The 21,791-nt window shown below is 63.0% G+C and carries 24 protein-coding genes and 1 pseudogene; 15 read left to right on the top strand and 10 right to left on the bottom strand.

Features of this window, described 5'->3' with window-relative positions:
- Positions 1 to 7: 7 nt before the first annotated feature.
- From IF690_RS13105 to IF690_RS13095, 3 genes are read left to right on the top strand one after another with little or no spacing between them, the layout of a single operon-like run.
- Complete coding sequence (locus IF690_RS13105; protein WP_202700399.1) at positions 8 to 781, top strand: copper chaperone; 774 nt, start codon at positions 8 to 10, stop codon at positions 779 to 781.
- Positions 774 to 2,852: a hypothetical protein gene (locus IF690_RS13100; RefSeq protein WP_202700398.1), complete on the top strand. Its 2,079-nt coding sequence runs from the start codon at positions 774 to 776 to the stop codon at positions 2,850 to 2,852. Before IF690_RS13105 ends, IF690_RS13100 begins: the two co-directional genes overlap by 8 nt.
- Before the next feature lie 58 nt (positions 2,853 to 2,910).
- Positions 2,911 to 3,246, top strand: coding sequence for a hypothetical protein (locus tag IF690_RS13095; protein ID WP_202700397.1), 336 nt, complete (start codon positions 2,911 to 2,913; stop codon positions 3,244 to 3,246).
- 59 nt (positions 3,247 to 3,305) lie between these two features.
- Here the strand turns inward: IF690_RS13095 and IF690_RS13090 are convergent, their stop codons facing one another.
- Complete coding sequence (locus IF690_RS13090; protein ID WP_252189555.1) at positions 3,306 to 4,016, bottom strand: isoprenylcysteine carboxylmethyltransferase family protein; 711 nt, start codon at positions 4,014 to 4,016, stop codon at positions 3,306 to 3,308.
- 269 nt (positions 4,017 to 4,285) lie between these two features.
- Between IF690_RS13090 and IF690_RS13085 the strand changes: the two genes are divergently transcribed.
- Positions 4,286 to 4,756: an arsenate reductase ArsC gene (locus IF690_RS13085; protein ID WP_202700396.1), complete on the top strand. Its 471-nt coding sequence runs from the start codon at positions 4,286 to 4,288 to the stop codon at positions 4,754 to 4,756.
- A complete protein-coding gene (gene arsH, locus IF690_RS13080; RefSeq protein WP_202700395.1) occupies positions 4,756 to 5,490 on the top strand; it encodes an arsenical resistance protein ArsH in 735 nt (244 codons plus the stop codon). The genes IF690_RS13085 and arsH overlap by 1 nt, the downstream gene beginning before the upstream one ends.
- A 27-nt stretch (positions 5,491 to 5,517) precedes the next feature.
- Here the strand turns inward: arsH and IF690_RS13075 are convergent, their stop codons facing one another.
- The 3 genes from IF690_RS13075 to IF690_RS28995 form a co-directional block, all read right to left on the bottom strand.
- The gene (locus IF690_RS13075; protein WP_202700394.1) at positions 5,518 to 5,928 is read right to left on the bottom strand and encodes a T6SS amidase immunity protein Tai4 family protein; all 411 of its coding nucleotides are present in this window, start codon (positions 5,926 to 5,928) and stop codon (positions 5,518 to 5,520) included.
- Between the two features lie 68 nt (positions 5,929 to 5,996).
- Positions 5,997 to 6,497, bottom strand: coding sequence for a T6SS effector amidase Tae4 family protein (locus IF690_RS13070; RefSeq protein ID WP_252189554.1), 501 nt, complete (start codon positions 6,495 to 6,497; stop codon positions 5,997 to 5,999).
- Complete coding sequence (locus IF690_RS28995; protein WP_252189553.1) at positions 6,497 to 6,829, bottom strand: hypothetical protein; 333 nt, start codon at positions 6,827 to 6,829, stop codon at positions 6,497 to 6,499. Before IF690_RS28995 ends, IF690_RS13070 begins: the two co-directional genes overlap by 1 nt.
- A gap of 538 nt (positions 6,830 to 7,367) precedes the next feature.
- On the opposite strand from IF690_RS28995, the gene IF690_RS13060 reads away from it, so the two are divergent.
- Positions 7,368 to 7,985, top strand: a complete 618-nt coding sequence (locus IF690_RS13060) for a DNA-3-methyladenine glycosylase family protein (protein ID WP_202700393.1) — start codon at positions 7,368 to 7,370, stop codon at positions 7,983 to 7,985.
- A 297-nt stretch (positions 7,986 to 8,282) separates the two neighbouring features.
- The gene (locus IF690_RS13055) at positions 8,283 to 8,789 is read left to right on the top strand and encodes a hypothetical protein (protein WP_202700392.1); all 507 of its coding nucleotides are present in this window, start codon (positions 8,283 to 8,285) and stop codon (positions 8,787 to 8,789) included.
- Positions 8,790 to 8,881: 92 nt separating this feature from the next.
- Here IF690_RS13055 and IF690_RS13050 read toward each other — a convergent pair.
- Positions 8,882 to 9,043 (bottom strand): annotated as a pseudogene (locus tag IF690_RS13050) (TRAP transporter large permease subunit); the annotation flags it as partial.
- An 87-nt stretch (positions 9,044 to 9,130) separates the two neighbouring features.
- On the opposite strand from IF690_RS13050, the gene IF690_RS13045 reads away from it, so the two are divergent.
- The gene (locus IF690_RS13045) at positions 9,131 to 9,697 is read left to right on the top strand and encodes a GNAT family N-acetyltransferase (RefSeq protein WP_202700390.1); all 567 of its coding nucleotides are present in this window, start codon (positions 9,131 to 9,133) and stop codon (positions 9,695 to 9,697) included.
- Positions 9,698 to 9,704: 7 nt separating this feature from the next.
- Here the strand turns inward: IF690_RS13045 and IF690_RS13040 are convergent, their stop codons facing one another.
- A complete protein-coding gene (locus IF690_RS13040) occupies positions 9,705 to 10,007 on the bottom strand; it encodes a double zinc ribbon domain-containing protein (protein ID WP_202700389.1) in 303 nt (100 codons plus the stop codon).
- A 147-nt stretch (positions 10,008 to 10,154) separates the two neighbouring features.
- Between IF690_RS13040 and IF690_RS13035 the strand changes: the two genes are divergently transcribed.
- The 3 genes from IF690_RS13035 to IF690_RS13025 all read left to right on the top strand — a co-directional run bounded on the left by IF690_RS13035 (position 10,155) and on the right by IF690_RS13025 (position 11,815).
- Entirely contained in the window at positions 10,155 to 10,640 is a 486-nt protein-coding gene (locus IF690_RS13035; protein ID WP_202700388.1) for a GFA family protein, read from the top strand.
- Positions 10,641 to 10,744: 104 nt separating this feature from the next.
- Positions 10,745 to 10,993 carry a hypothetical protein gene (locus IF690_RS13030; protein WP_202700387.1) on the top strand — a complete coding sequence of 83 codons (249 nt, stop codon included), beginning with the start codon at positions 10,745 to 10,747 and terminating at the stop codon, positions 10,991 to 10,993.
- 6 nt (positions 10,994 to 10,999) lie between these two features.
- On the top strand, positions 11,000 to 11,815 hold the full coding sequence (locus IF690_RS13025; RefSeq protein ID WP_202700386.1) for a MipA/OmpV family protein: 816 nt from the start codon (positions 11,000 to 11,002) through the stop codon (positions 11,813 to 11,815).
- 48 nt (positions 11,816 to 11,863) lie between these two features.
- On the opposite strand, the gene IF690_RS13020 is transcribed toward IF690_RS13025, so the two are convergent.
- From IF690_RS13020 to IF690_RS13010, 3 genes are all read right to left on the bottom strand, one after another.
- Positions 11,864 to 13,147: an ATP-binding protein gene (locus tag IF690_RS13020; protein WP_202700385.1), complete on the bottom strand. Its 1,284-nt coding sequence runs from the start codon at positions 13,145 to 13,147 to the stop codon at positions 11,864 to 11,866.
- Entirely contained in the window at positions 13,148 to 13,855 is a 708-nt protein-coding gene (locus IF690_RS13015; RefSeq protein ID WP_202700384.1) for a winged helix-turn-helix domain-containing protein, read from the bottom strand. It lies immediately after the preceding gene.
- A gap of 206 nt (positions 13,856 to 14,061) precedes the next feature.
- Positions 14,062 to 14,667 (bottom strand): MiaE family protein, encoded by a 606-nt coding sequence (locus IF690_RS13010; RefSeq protein ID WP_202700383.1) that lies wholly within the window; start codon positions 14,665 to 14,667, stop codon positions 14,062 to 14,064.
- Between the two features lie 239 nt (positions 14,668 to 14,906).
- Between IF690_RS13010 and uspL the strand changes: the two genes are divergently transcribed.
- Positions 14,907 to 15,770 carry a universal stress protein UspL gene (gene uspL, locus IF690_RS13005; protein ID WP_202700382.1) on the top strand — a complete coding sequence of 288 codons (864 nt, stop codon included), beginning with the start codon at positions 14,907 to 14,909 and terminating at the stop codon, positions 15,768 to 15,770.
- A gap of 104 nt (positions 15,771 to 15,874) precedes the next feature.
- Here the strand turns inward: uspL and IF690_RS13000 are convergent, their stop codons facing one another.
- On the bottom strand, positions 15,875 to 16,345 hold the full coding sequence (locus IF690_RS13000; protein ID WP_009043436.1) for a DUF1289 domain-containing protein: 471 nt from the start codon (positions 16,343 to 16,345) through the stop codon (positions 15,875 to 15,877).
- Between the two features lie 568 nt (positions 16,346 to 16,913).
- Between IF690_RS13000 and acnB the strand changes: the two genes are divergently transcribed.
- The 3 genes from acnB (at position 16,914) to IF690_RS12985 (ending at position 21,771) form a co-directional block, all read left to right on the top strand.
- A complete protein-coding gene (acnB, locus tag IF690_RS12995) occupies positions 16,914 to 19,514 on the top strand; it encodes a bifunctional aconitate hydratase 2/2-methylisocitrate dehydratase (protein ID WP_202700381.1) in 2,601 nt (866 codons plus the stop codon).
- Positions 19,515 to 19,871: 357 nt separating this feature from the next.
- Positions 19,872 to 20,753: an alpha/beta fold hydrolase gene (locus IF690_RS12990; RefSeq protein WP_202700380.1), complete on the top strand. Its 882-nt coding sequence runs from the start codon at positions 19,872 to 19,874 to the stop codon at positions 20,751 to 20,753.
- A gap of 292 nt (positions 20,754 to 21,045) precedes the next feature.
- Complete coding sequence (locus IF690_RS12985; protein ID WP_202700379.1) at positions 21,046 to 21,771, top strand: autoinducer binding domain-containing protein; 726 nt, start codon at positions 21,046 to 21,048, stop codon at positions 21,769 to 21,771.
- Positions 21,772 to 21,791: the final 20 nt, after the last annotated feature.

Here is a 21,791-nt window from a genome sequence, read left to right as displayed (position 1 = left end):
ACGCCTCATGCAACCCGGACCGGTCTTGCTCAGCTTCACCCGGGCGCCCTGGCCGTTGCTGTTCGCGACGGCCGGGCTGGGCCTGGCCCTGTGCATCTACACCGCCGGGCAGCGCAGCCTTCCCGCCTTCTGCAGTTCCGTGGCGGGGTTGGCCAGCGTCACCAACTGGCCCATCGCGCTGAAAGCGGAGCTGGCGCTGAACCCGGCGCAGCAGAGACTGGCGGACTGGGCCCTGATGCTGCTGGCGATGATGCCGCCGCTGCTGGCGATGCCGCTCATGCATGTCTGGCGCTCCAGCCTGCCGCGCCGGCGCATCCGCGCGGCGCTCGGCTTCCTGCTCGGCTACACCGCCTTATGGCTGGCCGCCGGGCCGCTGCTGATGGGGCTCGCCTTGCTGCTGCAATTGAGCGTCGCCGACGCGGCGCTGGCCACGGCCCTGCTGGTTGCCCTGCCGTGGAGTGCCAGCCCGTGGCAACGCACGGCGCTCAACCGTGGCCACCGCATGCGCCGGATCGGTCTGTTCGGCTGGACCGCCGACCGCGATTGCCTGGTCTTCGGCGCAACTCATGGGGCCTGGTGCATTGCTTCGTGCTGGGCCTGGATGCTGGTGCCGCTGCTGGGCGGGGCCTGGCACATTGCGCTGATGCCGGTGGCCGGGGCCATCATGCTGGTCGAGCGCCTGGCACCGGGCGATCGGCCGCGCTGGCATTGGCCGGTGATTCTCCCTCGACTCGATCTCTGGCTCCTTATGACGCGCAAGGTGGCGCACGCCCATGACTAGACGGACCTGCCTGGCGATCGGCGTGAGCACGCTGACGCCGCTGCCCAACCAGGCACTGCGTTTCGCCTACCTGGACGGCGCCGTGCTCGCCGCCCGTTCGATCGGCGACTGGGCGTTGCGCTCGGGCTTCGGCGCCGACAACGTCAGGATCGTCGACGACGGCCCCATAGACGGCCAGGACAACCCGGTCACCCGCGAACGGGTGCAGCAAGCGGTGGATGAGCTGTTCCCCTCCGGCGCCGAAGTGGTCGAGCAATTGATCCTGGCGTTTTGCGGCCATGGCCTGACCGACGCGAATATCGGCTCGATCTCCTGGTTGTTCAGCGACTCGCTGCGCCAGAAATACCGCGTCCTGGCCGACTCGTTCTACACCGAACTGCTGCACGGCGTGCAGCGCATCACCCTGATCACCGATGCCTGCCGCGAAGCGCCGAAGAATCTCGACCTGACGCGACTGGATGCGGTGCGCGGGATCGTCGTGCAAGGCACGCAAGTGGAAAACCCCAGGTTCGATCGCCTGGCCGCCTGCCAGGACGGGCAGCTGGGCTACATGGTGTCCGAGCCGATGTCCGGCGCTCCGGGCAAATGCGTGTTCTCCGGGGTGATCGCCGATGCGCTGTGGGGCATCGAGCCGACCGCCATCAGCAATGGCCTGATCACCACCGCGACCCTCGGCATGTGCGTGCGCTCGCGCACCACCGAGCGGGCCAAAGAGTATCGTCTCAAGCTCAATCCGCAGTGCCTGGTCGATCCGGAACCGGCCGTGCTCTACAACACCGCCCAGCCGTTGCCCGGCCCCCCCGGGTTGCAGCCCTGGCCGGCCGCGGGCAACGCCGCCACCATGGGCCTGTCCCCGGCGGCCGGCCCGGTGGATTCCGCCGAGCATAACCTTGAGCGGGTCCACAGCGACGCGGCCTTTCGCGAGCGCATGCTCGGCAGCGATTTCGGGCTCAAGCAGCACGACCTGGCGGTTCCCGCCGACCAGATGATCAGCATTCCCGACTCCAGCAAGGAGCTGCTGCAGGATCTGGTGGTGCTGCGCCAGCAGAGCCCGCGTTTTCCCGAGAAAAAACAAAAGGTCAAGGCGCTGGTCCAGCGCCTGGAGGCGGATGCCGCCGCCGAGATGCGCCAGTCCGCGGCCACCGAGGTTCGCCGCAGGATGAAACAGATCGGCGACCCCGGCGAGGCCAACCTGATCGTCTACGGCGAGGGCGCGAAGCTCCTGTCCCGGGCCCTGATCGAGCGACTGGGCGGCACCTCGCGGTTCGAGACGTTCCACACCGCCAGCGATCCCCGGGGAATGCCGGTCCTGGTGGAGCTGGCCGATGGCACCTCCACGCCGGTGGTGCCTTATGCGGGTCAGTACGCCGTGGTGATGCCCAGCCCCCTCGGCGATATTTTCCAGGCCTATGGCATGCCCAAGGCCCCTGACAGATACCTGGCGATGCTCGGCGCAATCGACGATTTCGCCGCTGGCCGGCTACAGGCCGAAGACATCGACCAGTTCGCCGCCGGTGTGTGCCATGAAAAGCATGCCGACCCCATGCTGGGGGTGATCTGCGCCTACCTGTACCGTGCCGTTGCCGACTACGACAGCATCCGGCGCCTGGCGTATTTTTATGCCGCCCAGGGCCAACCGGTGCCTTTTGACATTGCCTTGCTCGGGGCCATGCGGGTGACCCTGGAGGCAGACCGCACCCCACGCTTGCAGGTACCGGCCGTCAAGGCGCGTACGCTCCGGCCCAAGGCGGCCAAGGCCCCTGACTATATCCGGCGCGCGACCCCCGCGGTGCAGGCCTGGATCGGTGGACGCTGCCCCTGGCTGGGACTGGGCTGGGACTATGTCAACGACCCGCGGCCGGAGTGGGCCGCGCTGGTCGACGGGCTTGCCGAGCATGCCAGGACGGTGCGGCGCAGCGGATCCACGGTGCTGCCTGGCACGGTGGCGCGCAAACTGGCAAAAGCCTGGCGCCTGCGGCCATCGACCCGCGACGCCCCGGCGCGACCCACGGTAGCCCGCCAGGCGCCCGCCAAGGAAACGAACCGGCCCTCGCGGCGGTCTGAACAGTGATGGCATTGAGAATCGGGCCGTGCCACAACGCCCTGTAACTCACAATGGAGGTCTGGTCATGAGCGCCCTGACAATCGAAGGCTGGTGCAAGGCCGGCAATGGGCAAAAATCCACGCCGCTGGGAGAGATCCATTTCTACGTCGATGGCCCCCTGCACCTGCGCCTGGAAGAAGCCGAGGAGCATCTGCAGAAAACCCATGAACAGGAGGCCATGGTCGACGTCGACATGGACACCATGGACCTGATCATGCCCGAGGGGTACGCGCCCTTGTCCGACTGCCGGATGCGCGTCTACCTGCAGCACGGCCGCGGCCAGTTCCACCTGGTGGGGCATCGAGCCAGCGATGGCAGCCTGATCTATAGCAATGCGGTGTTGATCGACCAACTGCTGTAGATGCCCTCCCCGCCAATGGCTTTACCTCGCAGGCGCCTTGCCCTGGCGCCTCCCGGCCGTTACCAGAGGCCGGGGAGCAAGCGCCAGCGTACCCGTTGGCAATAGTCGGCATAACCGGGCAGCTCGGCCTGCAACAGCTGGTCCTCCCATGACGTGCGCAGGACCAGCAGCGCCGCTGCCAGCGCGGCGGGAAGCAGCGCCCAGAACGAACCCAGTGCCAAGGCCATGCCGAAGAACAGGCACAGCGCGGCGAGATACCCGGGATGCCGCACGAAACGGTAAGGCCCGCTATCGATGACCCGCTGGTGCCGCTCGGACTGGATCCGCACGCCCGGCTCGAAGAACGGGTTCACCGCCTGCGCCCAGCCTGTCACCACGATACCCGCCAGCACCGCGAGATAACCCGCCAGCATCACCCAGGCCGGAACAACCGAGCCGTGCAGCCGCCCGGCATCGAGCGCGGCGACCGGCAGCACGGCCGCCATCGCCGGCAGGATGATCGCCAGCAGTTTTTTGTCCCAGCTCTTGGTGCCCGCCTGGAAGCGGCTGCGCGCGCGGTAGATCACCGGGTTGACCCGGGCGAGCACCAGGGCCGAAACGCCAAAGCCCAGGGTCATGACGGCGAGGAATATCCAGCCGGGCCACCAGGCGATCGTGCCGGCGGGCAGGAAGATCAATCCCAGCAGCGCCAGCGGCAGGCCGATCGCATAGGCGATGGCCGTGCTGCGCGACATCGGGTCCGGATCCCGAGGCGTGGAAGGGGTTTGCATAGCATTCACCCATGGGGGGAGAGATGAAGCCTGGCCTGGTGGGCCTCATGGACAGGCCGGGCATCTTCGGCCTGCGCCGAGCCTGAAGCATAGAACACAGGGTCACCCCCCTGCCCGATCCGGGCCGAGACGCGCGGCTTGCGTTCGGTCGCTCAACCGTATCGACCGCTTGGCAACTGTCCTTCGCATCCGTATATTCGGATAACCATATATTCAAGCCAATGACGCCTGTTTAACCCCATGCCCAATCCTTCTGCCCGGAAGCCTCGATGAAAATTCTCTTCATGTGTACCGCCAACAGTTGCCGTAGCGTTCTTTCCGAAGCCCTGTTCAATCACCTGGCTCCGGCCGCTCATCAGGCGGTGAGCTCGGGCAGCTTCCCCAGCGGCACGCTCAACGCCCGCGCCCTGGCCACCCTGGAACAGGCCGGCGTCAGTACCGCCGGCCTGTACAGCAAAGGTTCGGAAGTCTTCGCCGACAGCCCGCCCGATATCGTCATCACCGTCTGCGACAAGGCCGGTGGCGAGCCCTGCCCGGTGTATTTCGGCCCGGCGCTGAAAAGCCACTGGGGCCTGGAGGACCCTTCCGAGGTCCAGGGCGACGAACAGGCAATCCAGGCCGCCTTCGAGCAGACCGTGCAGAAAATCCGCCAGCGCTTCGCCGCCTTCTTCGCCCTGGACCTCGAGCACCTCTCGCCCACCGAGCTGAAAAATGCCCTCGACCGCATCGGAGCGCTGTGATGAGCGACGACCTGAAACACCGTGAAGAACAGCTGTCCGCCCTTGACCTTGAGCTGCTGCAAGCCTTGGCGCCGGAGCATCTGGAGACCCCGGCAACCGCCGCGCACAAACCGCGCATCCTGCTGCTCTACGGCTCCACCCGCGAGCGCTCGTTCAGCCGCCTGCTGACCCGGGAAGCGGCGCGCATTCTCGAATTCCTCGGCGCCGAAACCTACATCTTCGACCCCAGCGGCCTGCCCCTGCCGGACGATGCACCGGTGGATCACCCCAAGGTCCAGGAACTGCGCGAACGGGTGCTGTGGTCCGAGGGCCAGGTCTGGTGCTCTCCGGAACGCCATGGCGCGATGTCGGCGGTGTTCAAGGCGCAGATCGACTGGATCCCCCTGGCCCTCGGCGCGGTACGCCCGACCCAGGGCAAGACCCTGGCGGTGATGCAGGTCTGTGGCGGCTCGCAATCGTTCAACACGGTCAACCAGCTGCGTGTGCTGGGCCGCTGGATGCGCATGTTCACCATCCCCAACCAGTCCTCGGTGCCCAAGGCCTTTCTCGAATTCGATGACCACGACCGTATGAAGGCCTCGCCCTACTACGACCGGGTGGTGGATGTGATGGAGGAACTGATGAAGTTCACCCTGCTCCTGCGCGGCCGCGCCGACCTGCTGGTGGACCGCTACTCGGAACGCAAGGAAAGCGCCGCGGCGCTGTCCAGCCGGGTCAATCAGCGTTCGATTTGATGTTGAAACCCCGGCACAGGATTTCATTCACTGAGGAACATACTGATCCTGTGTTCTGACAAACGCGTCGAATGCCTGGGAGTTGTAAACGTCCAGGCATCCATAAAACACCATCTTCTGATCAGAATGCTTACTCAAGGCCAAGGTCTTCTGGTAGGCATCCAGAAAGAATTTTTCTGTTGCCGCATAAGGGTCATACAGCACCTCCTGCGTGTCTTCATCCTGCACGATCATGTGCATGCCCTTTCCCATGAAAGAGTAGGCACCAATGGCCAGCGAAATATCCTCTTTGATTGCGGACGGTTCCTTGAACTGACTGTCGATGCAATTCGCCAGCCCGTAGTTCTTGAGCATTTCACGAGCCTTGGGCAGATCAGCAGCATTAACAACAAAAGAGCACAGCAGACATAGGCAAAACGCCGCGAACCAACGCGTCATCCTTTCAACTCCCAAAAATTTATAACCTCAAGCTTTACACGGGGATCGTCATAAGTGTGGCTATCTAATCAATGATAGTCGCTACCATCACCTGTGTTTTTTCCATCCCATAACGTCGCGTGCCCCGTAGCATCACTCCACCCGGATATCACCATAACCAGCACACCTTGTTTACCGTTAATAAAGCTCAGGTTATTGGGTTTAACCTCATGATCGGGTGCCTTCCAGTTATTTTTCAAGAATGCAAAAAAACCCTCGACCTTCATGATATAGGGAAGGTCATCTCCTCCGCGCAGCCTGTAAATGGGGGTTTCTTTGATAATGGTACCTTTGGGTATCTTATAACCCCCATAATTGAATGCCCTGCTCAACCTCAATGCACAGGCATTCGCATAAGCAGCAGGCTTTGCGGCCCTGTGCGCTTCCACTTCACCACCGACTAATTGATATACGCTCACAGAATCTGTGTGGCCGACTTCCGTATAGGCCTTCCATAACGTACTGAAACGAGGACGTCTTACATCCACGGTCGACGAAACTCCCCCTGCAGCGATAGCTATCCTGGTCATCACCACTCTCCTTCCATGTCAAACGCTACACCATCAAATGCGCTCATGATATTTGCTACGCCATCTGCAGCGACAACACCAGATAACGTCTGCTCAACAGGCTCGCTTACAGTGACCGAGACTCTTTCGCCAGGAAGATACCCTGTGGTTTTCACATGAATATTCAGATCCACATAAAATCGAGCAAGAGAATCAATCGGAGTTTTTTCCGGGCCATACGACAGGAAAATACTTTGTATGACTTTAGGTGTCGCCAACAGAGGCGCAACAGAAGAAATACTTACACCAGCATGCTCGGCGCCGCCGTAGACTGAAGACTGGGTAGCAATCAAGGTATTAGCGCCGGGCGGGCAACCACAGGCTACATAATCTCCCTCAAGAGCAATCGGCCTGCTGGTAAAGTCACAGTTCTAGGCCCAACAGCAACTATAGGTCCTTGACCTTTGCTACATACCGGACAACTTGCAATGTGCCCTACAGAGGAGGTGTCAACCGCACTGTCGATACTGATACCTGTAGTGCCCTCAAGTACCTGTCCACCAGTCGAAGTCAGTGATCCTATCCCGATCATCTTTCGTCCCATATGAGTCTCCATCTCAGGGCTGTGAATCGGCTCAATCTAAAACAGATACCTCCCCATGAAACCAATAACCCCGTAGAAAGTTGTGTGTTTCTGTTACCCGGCTGCAGTCGCAAAAGCCACTACTGTCAAAAAATCAACTCTATTTACTTCTCCCCACACCACACCAGAAATAGTTATCGAACTCTTCAAATCCAAATCCCGCACCACAAATTCCAGCGCAAGAGACCGGGTGCAGCGCCGGGCATTGCTGGTTAATCTCTGGCGACGCCCTTGGTCCAGGAATCTCCATGCCCGATCCGTTTCTTCAGGCCCGCGCCTTTCTGGCCGGGCTCGACCCTGACTGGGCTCGTCATGTCGAAGCGGTCGGCCCCTGCCTGCACCAGGCCAAGCCGACCCGCGAGCCCTATGAAGCGCTGGTGCGGGCGATTGCCTATCAGCAGCTGCACGCCCGCGCTGGCGATGCGATTCTCGGGCGTTTCCTTGGCTTGTATGGCCCGGCGTCCTTCCCCTCCCCCGAACAGATCCTCGCCACCGATGTCGAGCGGTTGCGCGCCTGCGGTTTTTCCGCCGGCAAGATCGCCACCATCCACGGCATCGCCGAGGCGACCCTGAGCGGTGTGGTGCCGGATTACCCAGCGGCACGGGCCATGGACGACGAGGCACTGATCGAGCGCCTGACCAGCCTGCGCGGGATCGGCCGCTGGACCGTGGAGATGCTGCTGATCTACAGCCTGGAACGCCTGGATATCCTGCCCGCCGACGACTTCGGCGTGCGCGAGGGCTACCGGCGCCTGAAGGGCCTGGAGCGGCAGCCGACGCGCAAGCAGATGATCGAGATCGGCCGGTCCTTGCGCCCGCACCGCACGGTGGCGGCCTGGTATCTGTGGCGGGTGCCGGCGCGTTGAACGAGCAGGCCCACCGCCTGTAGCCGCTGGCTGCGATCGGGCGCGGCCCGGTAAACCTGACGACGGGGTTGGCGCTGGCCTGGCTCGGCAGCCGCTACAGGAACTGCGGATGAGCGGTGACAAGCGCTGGCTGCTGGATGCCCCGGGCCTACGCCGTCTGGCGCGCGCAGCCCCTCGGAGCCCATCTTGGCAGCTATAAGACCCTCGGATATTCTGGCTCGGCCGTGTATCAACATTGCAACAAACGCAGTCGGCCAAAAATGGAACACCAAAAAACAAGTCAAGGAGTACACCGTCATGAAAAAAGCTCTAATTGCGTGCGCCGCAACCTTCTTGCTGGCGGGCTGCGAACACCTGGACTCGGCGATGTCGACCACCAGCAGCGTGCTCGACCAGACCGGGGATATCCTCAGCGGCGACCTGCGTGGCCTGGGCGAAAGCAAGCATGCGACCCTCACGCAGATCTGGAATGACTGGCAACAGAACGAAGTGACCGCCAAGGACAAATGGGACCGACAGACCCTGATCATCCCCGGCATCGTTACCCGCATCACCAAGACCAACGATATCATCTATCAGAACCAGATCGCGGTGATCTTCAGCGATCCCACCAACCCCAAATGCAAGGGCCAGGGCCTCACCCGGGACGATCTGCTGGTCAACGAGAAGAAGATCAGCAACCTGAAGAAAGGCGACCGCATCAACGTCACCGGCGTGCTGGGCACCTCGGCCTCGAAATGGGCCGACGGCGAAGAATGCTGGTTCTCCTTCGACAAGGCGCAGATCGCCCTGGCCAACAAGTAGCAAGGCTCCCCTGCCGGAGCGAATGGCTCGCGAAAAAAGACCCGCCGCTTCTTGCGAAGCCGGCGGGTCGTTCGTTTCAGGCAGGCGACTCAGTTCATCCCCAGCCAGTTCGGCAGCGCCAGGCCGATCTCCATGTTGACCACCCTGACGCTCCCCAGGTGGATCGGGTCGATGCCCAGCTTCATGGCGGTCGGGAAGAAGATCGGCGCGAGGATCAGCACGATGGCCGAGAGTTCCATGAAGCTGGCCGCCACCGCCACCCGTTGACCTGAATCAAGGGCCCGGCGCCCGACAGGTGTGAATGTTCGGGCAATCCTCTGCACCTTCACGGAGACTTGCCCATGACCAGTACCGCCATCCACACGCCTGCCCTCGCCGCCTTCGCCCAGCAGAAGGGCGAACACTGGATAGACGCCCTCAACGACGGCAGCCCGGTGCTGATCCGCCCGTTGCGCGCCGCAGACCGCGACCGCGAAAAGGCCTTTATCGAGAACCTCTCGCCGACCACCCGGCACCACCGGTTCCTCGGTGAAGTCAAGGAAGTCGGCGAGGCCTTGCTCAGCCAGCTGATGGACGTCGACGGCAGCGAGCGCGTGGCTTACGTGGCGCTGGTCCACGACAACGGCTCGCTGCGGGAAATCGGCATCAGCCGCTACGCCACGATCGGCGCAGACACGGACACCTGCGAATTCGCCGTCACCGTGGCCGACGAGTGGCAGCACCAGGGCCTGGACGCCTTGCTCATGCGCCACCTGATCGCCCGGGCCAAGGACCAGGGCTTCAAGCAGATGTACTCCCTGGATTGCCCGGCCAATCACCGCATGCGCGAACTGGCGGCGACCCTGGGCTTCAGTCGCGCCATCGACCCGGACGATGCGACCCAGGTCCGCTACCACCTGGCGCTGTAACCGGGCTTCAGCCCGCCGCCCCGCCACACTGCGGGCAAAACCGCGCACCGGCGACCAGCGTGCTGCCGCACTGGCGGCACGTCGCGGGCTGCAGCGAAGTCCCGCATTGCTGGCAAAAACGCGCCCTGGCCGCGTTGTTCGCCCCGCAATCCGGGCACAGCGGGCCGCCCGGCGGCGCTGCGCCACCTGCGCGCTGGCCATGCCCGCTACCGTGCCCATTACCGCCATGCCCATTACCGTGGCGCCCGCCCTGACAACCCCCATGCCCACGGCCCCGATGACCGCCCAGCAACGATTCCCAAAAGCTCATGTCGATCACTCCTGATAAAGAGAGTCGACAGTAAAAAGCCTGAAGTAGCTACAGGGTCAACTCGCCGCCGACCAGCGCCCATGGCGAACGCTCCAACCGACAGCAGCTAGGCTGACGCTCATAACCCATGGATCGCCGGAGGTCATCATGCAACTCGAAGGTTCCTGTCATTGCGGCGCTGTCCACTTCAGCCTGAACAGCACCCATCCCTACCCTTATCAACGCTGCTACTGCTCGATCTGCCGCAAGACCCAGGGCGGCGGCGGATATGCGATCAACCTCGGCGGCGATGCCGCCAGCCTGAAAGTCCGCGGCCGCCAGCACATCACGATCTACCACGCGCTGCTCAGGGAACCCGGCAAACGCGCCCGGCGCAGCAGCGCCGAACGGCATTTCTGCGCCCGCTGCGGCTCCGGGTTGTGGCTGTTCAGCCCGCAATGGCCGGAGCTGATCCACCCCTTCGCCTCGGCCATCGACACGCCATTGCCGATACCGCCGGAACACACCCACCTGATGCTCGACTCCAGGGCGCCCTGGGTGGAGATCGACTGGCATCCCCACGACCTGCAATTCGCCCACTACCCCGAGGAATCCATCGCTCAGTGGCATGCGCGCCTGGACCTGGAACGCTAAGCGCCGGGCATTCACAGTCTTTGACAGTTTTGCGACAAAGCTGCCAAAGATTGCCTGCGCCCGCGTCCCTAGCATGAGCGCATCCATTTCCCCACGGGTGCATCATGTACGCTCGATTTGCCACGCTCTTCATGAGCGCTCTGCTCGGCGGCCTCAGCTGCCAGGGCACGCCGCCCACGGCTCCGACACCCAGTGTCGAACCGCCGCCTGAAATCGCCACGCCACCCGAGACCGCCCACCGCGCCGAACCGGCCCCCGCACCGGCGCGCAAGGTCGCCCAGCGACCGCGCGATGGCCTGGGCAGCTCCTATTCCACTCGCAACGACCACTCCCACACCCTGCTGAGTTTCTAACCGCCGATGAAGACCTCGATCCGTCCGAAAACCTTGTGCCTGTCCCTTGCTGCACTGCCTCTGGCTTCGCTGTGCCTGCTGTCGCCCTGCAGCCCGCTCTACGCCGCGGACTGGCAATACCACCTGCAAGCCGGCGCCGCCAGCGTGCCGCGCTACAGCGGCAGCGACGAACGCAGCGTCGCGCCGATCCTGGGCGGTGAAATCGCCAGCCCCTACGGGGTATTTCTCAATACCGAACAGGGCCTCGGCTGGCGCGACGAATGGGGCGACCTGGCGTTCAGTACCTGGGTCGGCCCCAGCGAGGCACGCAAGGACCGCAAGAGCGGCTACAAAGGCTCGGACCATCTCGACGGCATGGGCTCGATCAAGTCCCGCGCGCAGTTTGGTGCCCGCCTGGGCTACACCCTGGGCGCCGTGGAACTCGGGGCCACGTTGCAGCACGCGCTGAAGAAGAACGACGATCGCGACACCGGCTCGGCCTACAACCACCTGCAACTGAGCATTGGCGGCACCCTGTATGAAGGCCGCTACGGTCGCCTCGACGGCAGCCTCAACAGCCAGTTCGGCGACGGCGACTACCTGCGCACCTGGTATGGCGTCAGCGCGGCCCAGGCTGGCAGGACCCGTTTCGCGGCCTATCGCCCCAAGGGCGGCTTTCTCAGCCGGGGCGGCGACCTGACCTGGACAGTGCCGGTCAGCGAACGGATGAGCGTGTCGACGGTGCTGGCGCTGCAGTACCTGGGCCGGGAAGCGGCGGACAGCCCGATTGTCGAGCGGCGGCTGCAGACGTCGTTGGCAAGCACGCTGGAGTACAGCTTTTAAGCGGCGCTGGCCGTTCTGACGCTATCGCGGGCCATCAGGCACACCGCGTTATTCGAGCGGCGCCCAGGTCATGCGAAACGACGCCCCGCCCCACTGCGAATCCGTCACCTCGACCTGGCCGCCGTGGGACTGCGAAACCCGCCGCACCAGCGCCAGGCCGAGGCCGAAGCCGCCGGTGCGGCGGTCGCGGCTGGCGTCGAGCCGGGAGAACGGCTCGAAGATCTTCTTGCGCCCTTCCACCGGCACGCCCGGGCCGTCGTCGTTGACCTGGACTTCATAGCCCTGCCCGAGCCGCACCAGGGACACCTCGACGCGCCGCTCGGCGTAGCGAATGGCATTGCGCAGCAGGTTGATCAGCGCCCGCGCCATGAATCGCGGCTCGATGCTGATGCACTCGACCTCGCAGGCGCGGATCAGGATCTGCACCCCCGCCGCTTCCGCCTCCAGGGCGACACTGCCAACCACGCTGTCGAGCCAGCTGTGGGCCTGGATAGTCTCGCGGTTGATCACCGTGGCGCCGTGTTCCAGGCTGGCATAGGTCAGCAGTTCGGAGACCATTTCTTCCAGTTCGCCGAGGTCGGCGTACATGTCGGCGATCAGCTCGCGGTTGTGTTGCGGATCGGACTGCTTGAGCTGGTCGAGTTCGAACGACAGGCGAGCGATGGGCGTGCGCAACTCATGGGACACCGCGTTGGTCAGCTCGCGCTGATTGGCGATCAGGCCTTCGATGCGGCTGGCCATCTGGTTGAAGTGTTCGGCCAGCTCGCGAATGTTCGAGCGCCGCGACAGGTGCAGGCGCGCACTCAGGTCGTTGTCACCGAAACGTTCGGCCGCCAGCCGCAGCTGTTCCAGGTCGCGCCAGTGCGGGCGCACCCAGAAATACAGGACGATGCCCACCAGCGCGCCGAGAAAGACATAGGCGGCGATGGTATAGGCGCGGGTCAGCGAGGGCTCTTCCGGCAACTTGATGCTGAGCAATTGCGGGCCCTGGTCGATGCTGGCGATAAACTCGGTGAACGCTTGCCGCACCACCAACTGGTTGGATGCCAGCAAGGCTTGTTCACGGGCGCTCAGGGCCAGCGCGTCGGCGTTCACCAGGCGCAACTGCAAGCCGTAATGCGGCTGCAGCGCCTGCAATTGGCGTTCACGTTCGACGCTGTCGAACGGCCGCAACTGTTCCACCAGGCTGTAGGCCGGCCCGCGCACCGCATCGCGGTTGTAGGCTTCCAGCGGGTCTTCGAGGATGGCCGTGAAAATGTGATCGACCGCGGTGATCGCCCCGGCAAAACCTATGGCCAGGACAATGTACAAACGCAGAAACAGCCGCAGCATCTAGAGCTCCCAGGCGAACGGATTGAACAGGTAGCCCTTGCCCCAGATGGTCTTGATGCACACCGGCTCGCGGGGGTTGTCATGCAGCTTGCCGCGCAGCTTGCTGATGTAGACATCGACGCTGCGGTTGAGGCCGTCGAAGGCGATGCCGCGCATGCGGTTGAGGATGTCGTCGCGGGAGAGGATCTTGCCCGCCGAACTGGCCAGCAGCCACAGCAGCTCGAACTCCATGGTGGTCAGCTCGATCAGCTCGCCGGCCAGGCGCACTTCGCGGCAACTGCGGTCGAGGGTCAGGCTGCCGAACTCCAGGGCGCCGCGCACCGTCGGCTCCGGCAGCTGGCGCCGTTGCAGGGCGCGCAGGCGGGCCAGCAGCACCGGAGGCTTGATCGGCTTGATCACGTAGTCGTCGGCGCCGGACTCAAGACCCAGGATATGGTCCAGGTCGTCTTCCTTGGCGGTGAGAATGACGATGGGCGTGTCCGCCACGTTGCGGATCTCCCGGCACAGGTGCAGGCCGCTCTGGCCCGGCAGCATCAGGTCGAGGACGACGATTTTCGGCTTGAACTCGAGAAAGGCCGCCAGCGCCACATCACCCCGATGCACCGCCAGCACTTCGAAACCGTGTTGCGACAGGAAGTGCGCGATCAGCCCCGCGAGCTTCTCGTCGTCTTCCACCAGCAATACTTTGCCAAGACCCGGGTTATCCATAAGTACCAGTCTGCGAACGCACAATTTGAGTGCGCGCATTATAGGCGGCATCGGATAAATCTGAGACCAGGGCAGACAGCAAAAACCGGCCCAGATGGCCGGTTTTCAGTGATGTTTCATGCTTTTAAGAGTTTTTTACAAATTGCTCGTAGTTTCCAACAGCCAGGGTTTGCAACGGACATGACGTTCGGCAGACCTGGAGCGCTCTACAGAGCAGGCACGCCGCTGTGGAAACGGAACTCGACGTCCGGCGACTCGATCAGTTCGCGCTCGGCGGCGCGCACCTTCTCGATCACCTGGGCGATGTCCTTGGCGTCGCCGTACTGATAGGCCAGCTTCAGGTAACCCTGGAAGTGCCGGGCCTCGCTTTTCAGCAGGCCGAAGTAGAACGTGCCCAGTTCTTCGTCCAGGTGCGGCACCAGCGCCTCGAAACGTTCGCAACTGCGGGCCTCGATAAAGGCGCCGACCACCAGGGTGTCCACCAGCTTCACCGGCTCGTGGCTGCGCACCACCTTGCGCAGGCCCGAGGCATAACGCCCGGCCGACAGCTGGCGCAGTTCGACCTTGCGCCGCTTCATCAGGCGCATGACCTGTTCGTGGTGCACCAGCTCTTCCCGGGCCAGGCGCGACATCATGTTGATCAGGTCGACATGGGAGTGGTACTTGGCGATCAGGCTCAGGGCCGTGCTGGCCGCCTTGAACTCGCAGTTCTTGTGGTCGATCAGCAGGGTTTCCTGATCCGCCAGGGCCGCCTGGACCCAGGCATCCGGCGTGCGGCAGCCGAGGAACTCATGGATTTCTGGCAGGTTCATGGCCGTTCGTCCTTCTGGGCAGCCTTGAAGACAAGGTGCTCGCAAGGCAGGACGGTGGCGACTTCAGGGATAGATAACATGGGGCTCACGGCATAAGGGTTCACGGCGAAGGGCGCCGATTATACCGGCCACGCCACAGACCACCAGCCGCGGCGCTTGATGTGCATCAACAGCCACGGCGACGCGCAGCAACTATAGTTGTGCAACGTAGCCTTCATCCCTCTCTGGAGATCCCGACCATGCAAGCCATCCGCAGCATCCTGGTGGTCATCGAGCCCGAGCATTCCGAAAGCCTCGCGCTCAAGCGCGCCAAGCTGATTGCCGGGGTGACCCAGGCCCATCTGCACCTGCTGGTGTGCGACAAGAAGCACGAGCATTCGGCGCTGTTGAGCGTGCTCAAGAGCAGCCTGCTGAGCGAGGGCTACAGCGTGACCACCGAACAGGCCTGGAACGACAGCCTGCACGGCACCATCATCGACGTGCAGCAGGCCGAAGGCTGTGGCCTGGTGATCAAGCAGCATTTTGCCGACAACCCGCTGAAAAAGGCCCTGCTCACCCCCGCCGACTGGAAACTGCTGCGCTACTGCCCAAGCCCGGTGCTACTGGTGAAAACCGCCAAGCCCTGGACCGGCGGCGTGATCCTGGCGGCCATCGACGTCGGCAATACCGACGGCGAGCACCGCACCCTGCATGCCACTATTGTCGACCATGGTTTCGACATCGCCAGCCTGGCCAAGGCGCAGCTGCATGTGATCAGCGCCCATCCGTCGCCGATGCTGTCGGCGTCCGACCCGGTGTTCCAGCTCAAGGAAACCATCGAGGCGCGCTACCGCGAGCAGTGCAAGGCGTTCCAGGCCGAATTCGACATCGACGATACCCACCTGCATATAGAGGAAGGCCCGGCGGACGTGCTGATCCCGCACACCGCCCATGAACTGCAGGCGGCGCTGACCATCATCGGCACCGTGGCGCGCACCGGGATTTCCGGGGCACTGATCGGCAACACCGCGGAGGTGGTGCTCGATGCCCTGGAAAGCGACGTGCTGGTGCTCAAGCCGGAGGTCATCATGGACCACCTGGAAGAGGTGGCCAGCAAGCATTGAGGGATGGGTTGACCGATAGAACGCCATCGCGAGCAATCGAGCGTCGACCGGCTGCTCCTACAGGTTGCCCCTGGGAACGAGCTTGCTCGCGATGCTTTTAAGGCTTAGGCGCCAAAGGCGTCCTTGAGAAACCCCGGGGCGATATAACGCTGGTAATGGGCTTCGGACAGGAGGAAAAACTCCCGATCGATGGCATCGCGCAATTCCGGCAGCTCCCAGTCGCGAAACTCCGGCAGCAACACCATCCCATAGGCTTCCAGCTGGTTGATCACCCGCGCCCCGCGGGCGATCAGCTGATAGGCCCAGCAATATTCCGACTGGTGCGGTACGAAGCGGATCTTGCGTTGCTCCAGTTGTTCGCGCAGCCGCTGGGGATCGAAGACTTCCAGCTTGGCCGCCATCACCTGCACCAGCAATTGCTCGAGACGCAGCCACACCGCGTGCTTTTCTTCCTCGTTGTAGCCGTTCCAGTGGATCACTTCATGATGGAAACGCTTGCAGCCACGGCACACCAGGTCACCGTAGACAGTGGAGCAGAGGCCGACGCAGGGGGTCTTGATCGTCTGATTGGGCATAAGTAGGCAATTGGCGGAAAAAGCGAAACAGGTCCGCATGTTAGCCCTTTGTCTAACATTGATCACCCCTCAAACTTCGGGAGCCTCAGGGTCTATTGGACTTTGGTGGCGAGCCGCGTTGCTGGGCCAACGTGTGCGAGGCTGCGTTGCTCGGAACTTACCTGGAACAACCAAACTGCGTTCCTCGCGCCTTGCCCTGCAGCAAGCGGGCATCCGTCGCGACCGCCACCAAAGTCCAATAGACCCTGTCTTACCTTTAATTTTTTTTTGCCGTAGAATCAGCCAGCCTTTTTAGGCGCCAATGTCCGTTAGAAGCTGTTTTCAAAGCGTCACGAGCACAGTCGTTCCTTCAGAGCGGTGTTGGCGATGGGTCTTTCCAGCGGGGAAAGCCCAGCGCCAACCCTCATCAGCTCCCGTTCTGCAGGCGTAAAACTTTGAAAGCAGCTTCTGTAAGGAATTGTCGGTAATTCTGGCTAAGCGACCCACAACGTCACGCAGCGCATGAGTACGGCAATTTCGGGATGAGCGTCCCGGACACCCATTTGGGACCACTGATGAGGGTAATACTGTGCTTGAAGCCTACCGCAAACATATCGAAGAGCGCGCAGCCCTGGGTATCGTTCCCCAGCCGCTAAACGCCGAACAAACTGCAGGCCTGGTCGAGCTGCTGAAGAATCCCCCCGCTGGCGAAGAAGCCTTCCTCGTTGACCTGATCACCCATCGCGTTCCGCCAGGAGTCGACGAAGCCGCCTATGTAAAGGCCGGTTTCCTCTCCGCGCTGGCCAAAGGCGAAGCCAAATCCCCTCTGCTGGACAAGAAGCGCGCCGTTGAACTGCTGGGCACCATGCAGGGCGGCTACAACATCGTGACCCTGGTCGAGCTGCTGGACGACGCCGAGCTGGCCCCGGTCGCGGCCGCACAGCTCAAGCACACCCTGCTGATGTTCGATGCCTTCCACGACGTCGCGGAAAAAGCCAAGAACGGCAACGTTCACGCCCAAGGCGTACTGCAATCCTGGGCCGACGGCGAGTGGTTCAAGAACCGCCCGGTACTGGCCGACAAGATCAGCCTGCGCGTGTTCAAGGTGACTGGCGAAACCAACACCGACGACCTGTCCCCTGCCCCGGATGCCTGGTCCCGTCCTGACATCCCGCTGCACGCCCTGGCCATGCTGAAAATGGCCCGTGACGGCATCGTTCCGGACCAGCAAGGCGCCATCGGCCCGATGAAACAGATCGAGCAGATGCGCAACGACGGCTTCCCGATCGCCTACGTCGGCGACGTGGTCGGTACCGGTTCGTCCCGCAAGTCGGCGACCAACTCCGTACTGTGGTTCTTCGGCGACGACGTTCCCTACGTGCCGAACAAGCGCGCGGGCGGCTTCTGCTTCGGCAGCAAGATCGCACCGATCTTCTACAACACCATGGAAGACGCCGGCGCCCTGCCGATCGAATTCGATGTGTCGAAGATGAACATGGGCGACGTGATCGACCTGTACCCGCACGCCGGCAAAGTCACCAAGCACAACAGCGACGAAGTCCTGGCCACCTTCGAGATGAAGACCCCGGTCCTGCTCGACGAAGTCCGCGCCGGCGGCCGTATCCCGCTGATCATCGGCCGCGGCCTGACCGAGAAGGCACGCAGCGAACTGGGCCTGCCACCTTCGGACCTGTTCAAGAAGCCGGAAGCTCCGGCCGCCAGCACCAAGGGCTTCACCCTGGCGCAGAAAATGGTCGGCAAGGCGTGCGGCGTCAAAGGCGTGCGTCCAGGCACCTACTGCGAACCGAAGATGACCACCGTCGGCTCCCAGGACACCACTGGCCCGATGACCCGCGACGAACTGAAGGACCTGGCTTGCCTGGGATTCTCCACCGACCTGGTGATGCAGTCGTTCTGCCACACCGCGGCCTATCCGAAGCCGATCGACGTCACCACCCACCACACCCTGCCTGACTTCATCATGACCCGTGGCGGCGTGTCCCTGCGTCCGGGCGACGGCATCATCCACAGCTGGCTGAACCGCATGCTGCTGCCGGACACCGTCGGCACCGGTGGCGACTCCCACACCCGCTTCCCGATCGGCATCTCGTTCCCGGCCGGTTCCGGCCTGGTGGCCTTCGCCGCCGCCACCGGCGTCATGCCGCTGGACATGCCGGAATCGATCCTGGTCCGTTTCAAGGGCAAGCTGCAGCCTGGCGTCACCCTGCGTGACCTGGTCCACGCCATCCCTTACTACGCGATCCAGAAAGGCCTGCTGACTGTCGAGAAGAAAGGCAAGAAGAACGCCTTCTCCGGCCGCATCCTGGAGATCGAAGGCCTGGAAACCCTGACCGTCGAGCAAGCCTTCGAACTGTCCGACGCCTCGGCCGAACGTTCGGCTGCCGGTTGCACCATCAAGCTGTCCAAAGAGTCGATCGCCGAGTACCTGCAGTCGAACATCACCCTGCTGCGCTGGATGATCGGCGAAGGCTACGGCGATGCCCGTACCCTGGAGCGCCGTGCCCAGGCGATGGAAGCCTGGCTGGCCAACCCCGAGCTGCTGGAAGCCGACAAGGACGCCGAATACGCCGAAGTCATCGAGATCGACCTGGCCGACGTCAAGGAGCCTGTGCTCTGCGCGCCGAACGACCCGGACGACGCTCGCCTGCTCTCCAGCGTTGCTGGCGAGAAGATCGACGAAGTGTTCATCGGTTCCTGCATGACCAACATCGGTCACTTCCGCGCTGCCGGCAAGCTGCTGGATCAGGTCAAGGGCCAGCTGCCAACCCGCCTGTGGCTGTCGCCGCCGACCAAGATGGACGCTCACCAGCTGACCGAGGAAGGCTACTACGGCATCTACGGCAAGGCTGGCGCGCGCATGGAAATGCCGGGCTGCTCGCTGTGCATGGGTAACCAGGCCCGCGTCGAGCCGAACTCCACCGTGGTTTCGACTTCGACCCGTAACTTCCCGAACCGTCTGGGTGACGGCGCGAACGTCTACCTGGCTTCGGCCGAGCTGGCGTCCGTTGCGTCCATCCTGGGTCGCCTGCCGACCGTCGAGGAGTACATGGAATACGCCGGCAAGATCGACAGCATGGCAGCGGACGTGTACCGCTACCTGAGCTTCGACCAGATCGCCGAGTTCCGTGAGGCTGCTGCGAACGCCAAGATTCCGGTGGTTCAAGCCTAAGGCTGCAAGGCAATGAAGAACGCCGCGTATCCCACGACGATACGCGGCGTTTTTTTATCCCGGCGATCCGCTCGCTAGTCGCTCTGGCAGGAGAACGCCAGGCGTCTTTACCTACCAGATCTGGTAGTTGTTAGTCCTCCCCGCCCTTGCTAAAAATCACGCCACTGCCAACGGCGCCCGACGCTCGCCCGAACGTCAAACGCTGCCTGCTTGCCACGGCCTTGGGATGACGGCTGTCAACCCGCGCCGATCGTTCGAAGCGCTCACACGACTATAAAAACATCCCGCGCACGACAGCTGGATCTCAGCTGCCGCGGATTCTTTCGCCCTGACAAAAGCAACAAATGGAGGTGTGCTATGTGGCGTAACCATTGTGTGATCGAGAAAGCGTTCAACGACTACTGTGTGCATGTCGAACAATTGGGCAACGACCCGCAGCGCAAGACGGTGTTGCTGGTCAACGGCGCCATGGCCACCACCACCGCCTTCGCCCGCACCAGCCGCTGCCTGGCCGAACACTTCAATGTGGTGATGTTCGACCTGCCATTCTCCGGCAACTCGCGGCCGCACAACCCGGACCAGCGCCTGGTGACCAAGGACGATGAAGTGGCGATCCTGCTGGCCCTGATCGAGCGTTTCAAGGTCAACCACGTGGTGTCCACCTCCTGGGGCGGCCTGTCGACCCTGCTGGCCCTGACCCACAACCCGGGCACCGTGGAAAGCTCGGTGGTGATGTCCTTCACCCCGACCCTCAACCCGCCGATGCTCGATTACATAAGCGGTGCCCAGGCCTTGCTGGAGCAGCAGGACAGCGGCGGGATCGGCCACCTGCTCAACGACACCCTGGGCAAGCACCTGCCACCGCGCCTGAAGGCCGCCAACCAGCTGCACATGGCCACCCTGGTGGACGCCGAGCAGCACCAGGTGCGCTTTCATATCGAACAGGCGCTCAGGCTCAACCAGGGCACCTTCGTCCAGCGCCTGGCGGCGATCGACAGCCACGTGCATTTCATCAATGGCGCGTGGGACGAATACACCTCGGCGCAGGACGCCCGGCAGTTCCGTCGTTATGTGCGCCATTGCAGCTTCGCGGTGGTCGAGGGCAGCGGGCATTTTCTCGACCTGGAGTCGAGAGCCGCCGCCGACGGCGTGCATCGCGCCCTGCTCGCCCAGCTGCTGCCGAGCACCCGTGAGCCGGCCACCGCTGTGGAGCCCATGACCCGCCTGCGCTTTGCCTGAAGCGATCCCATCCCCTGCCAGAACACTCAAGGAAAAGAGTTATGCGCATGATCGCCAGCGGTTTTGCCGGGGACGTCTTTTCCCCTTATCGGCCTGGCCAGTGCCTGTGCGGCCGTGGCCATGAGCCGCCTCCCAGGGTGCCACCAGCCGAATTGCCGACCCCGCCCCCGGGTGGCCTGGTGAAAGCCCCCGGATCAGGGCGGTTGTGGGGTTTTCCATGAACTTCATGAATATTGACAGCGTATTGCCGTGGACTAGATTCCCTGACGTGCAAGGAATCAAGGCAAACGCCATGGAGAAACGACAGGATTTCATGCACTGGTGGAACGACCTGCGCATGGAGATGCTCAAGCAACAGGAAAGCGCACAGGTATTTGCGCTGCTGGAACGGGAAGTCCGCTCCCTGGGGTTTGGTTTCTACGCTTACGGAGTCAGGCATTCGATACCTTTTACCCGCCCGAAAATCGATATCTATGGCTCTTATCCGCAAGCCTGGATAGAGCGTTACCAGCAACAGAACTACGCCGCGATCGACCCGACGATCCTCAACGGCCTGCGCTCCACGGAAATGGTGGTCTGGAGCGACGCCTTGTTCGGCAAAGGCTCGGTGTTGTGGGGCGAGGCCCGGGAATGGGGCTTGCGGGTGGGCGCCACCTTGCCCATCCACACACCCGACAGCGCCCTGAGCGTGTTGTCGGTAGCCCGTGAATGCACGGCGATCAGCACCGTGGAACTGGGAGAAATCCGCCTGCGCCTGCGCTGCATCATCGAACTGGTGACCACGCGCCTCGGCGAACTCGGGCACCCCAGCAGCCAGGTCGAACAGCTGGAGCTGAGCGCGCGCGAGCGGGAAATCCTGCAATGGACGGCCGACGGCAAGAGTTCCGGGGAGATTGCCCTGATCCTGGGCATCTCGGTGAATACCGTGAACTTCCACCTCAAGGTCATCCAGAAGAAATTCGGCGCGGTCAACAAGACCCTGGCCGCCGCTTATGCCGCCGTCCTGGGGCTGATCTGACGTTCTACCCGACGATAAGG

The organism is Pseudomonas sp. SK3(2021) (assembly GCF_016772375.1).
In the GTDB taxonomy this organism is placed as follows: Bacteria; Pseudomonadota; Gammaproteobacteria; order Pseudomonadales; family Pseudomonadaceae; genus Aquipseudomonas; species Aquipseudomonas chlororaphis_I.
The sequence above is the reverse complement of the archived record's forward strand: the minus strand, read 5'-3'. Positions and strand labels throughout refer to the sequence as shown.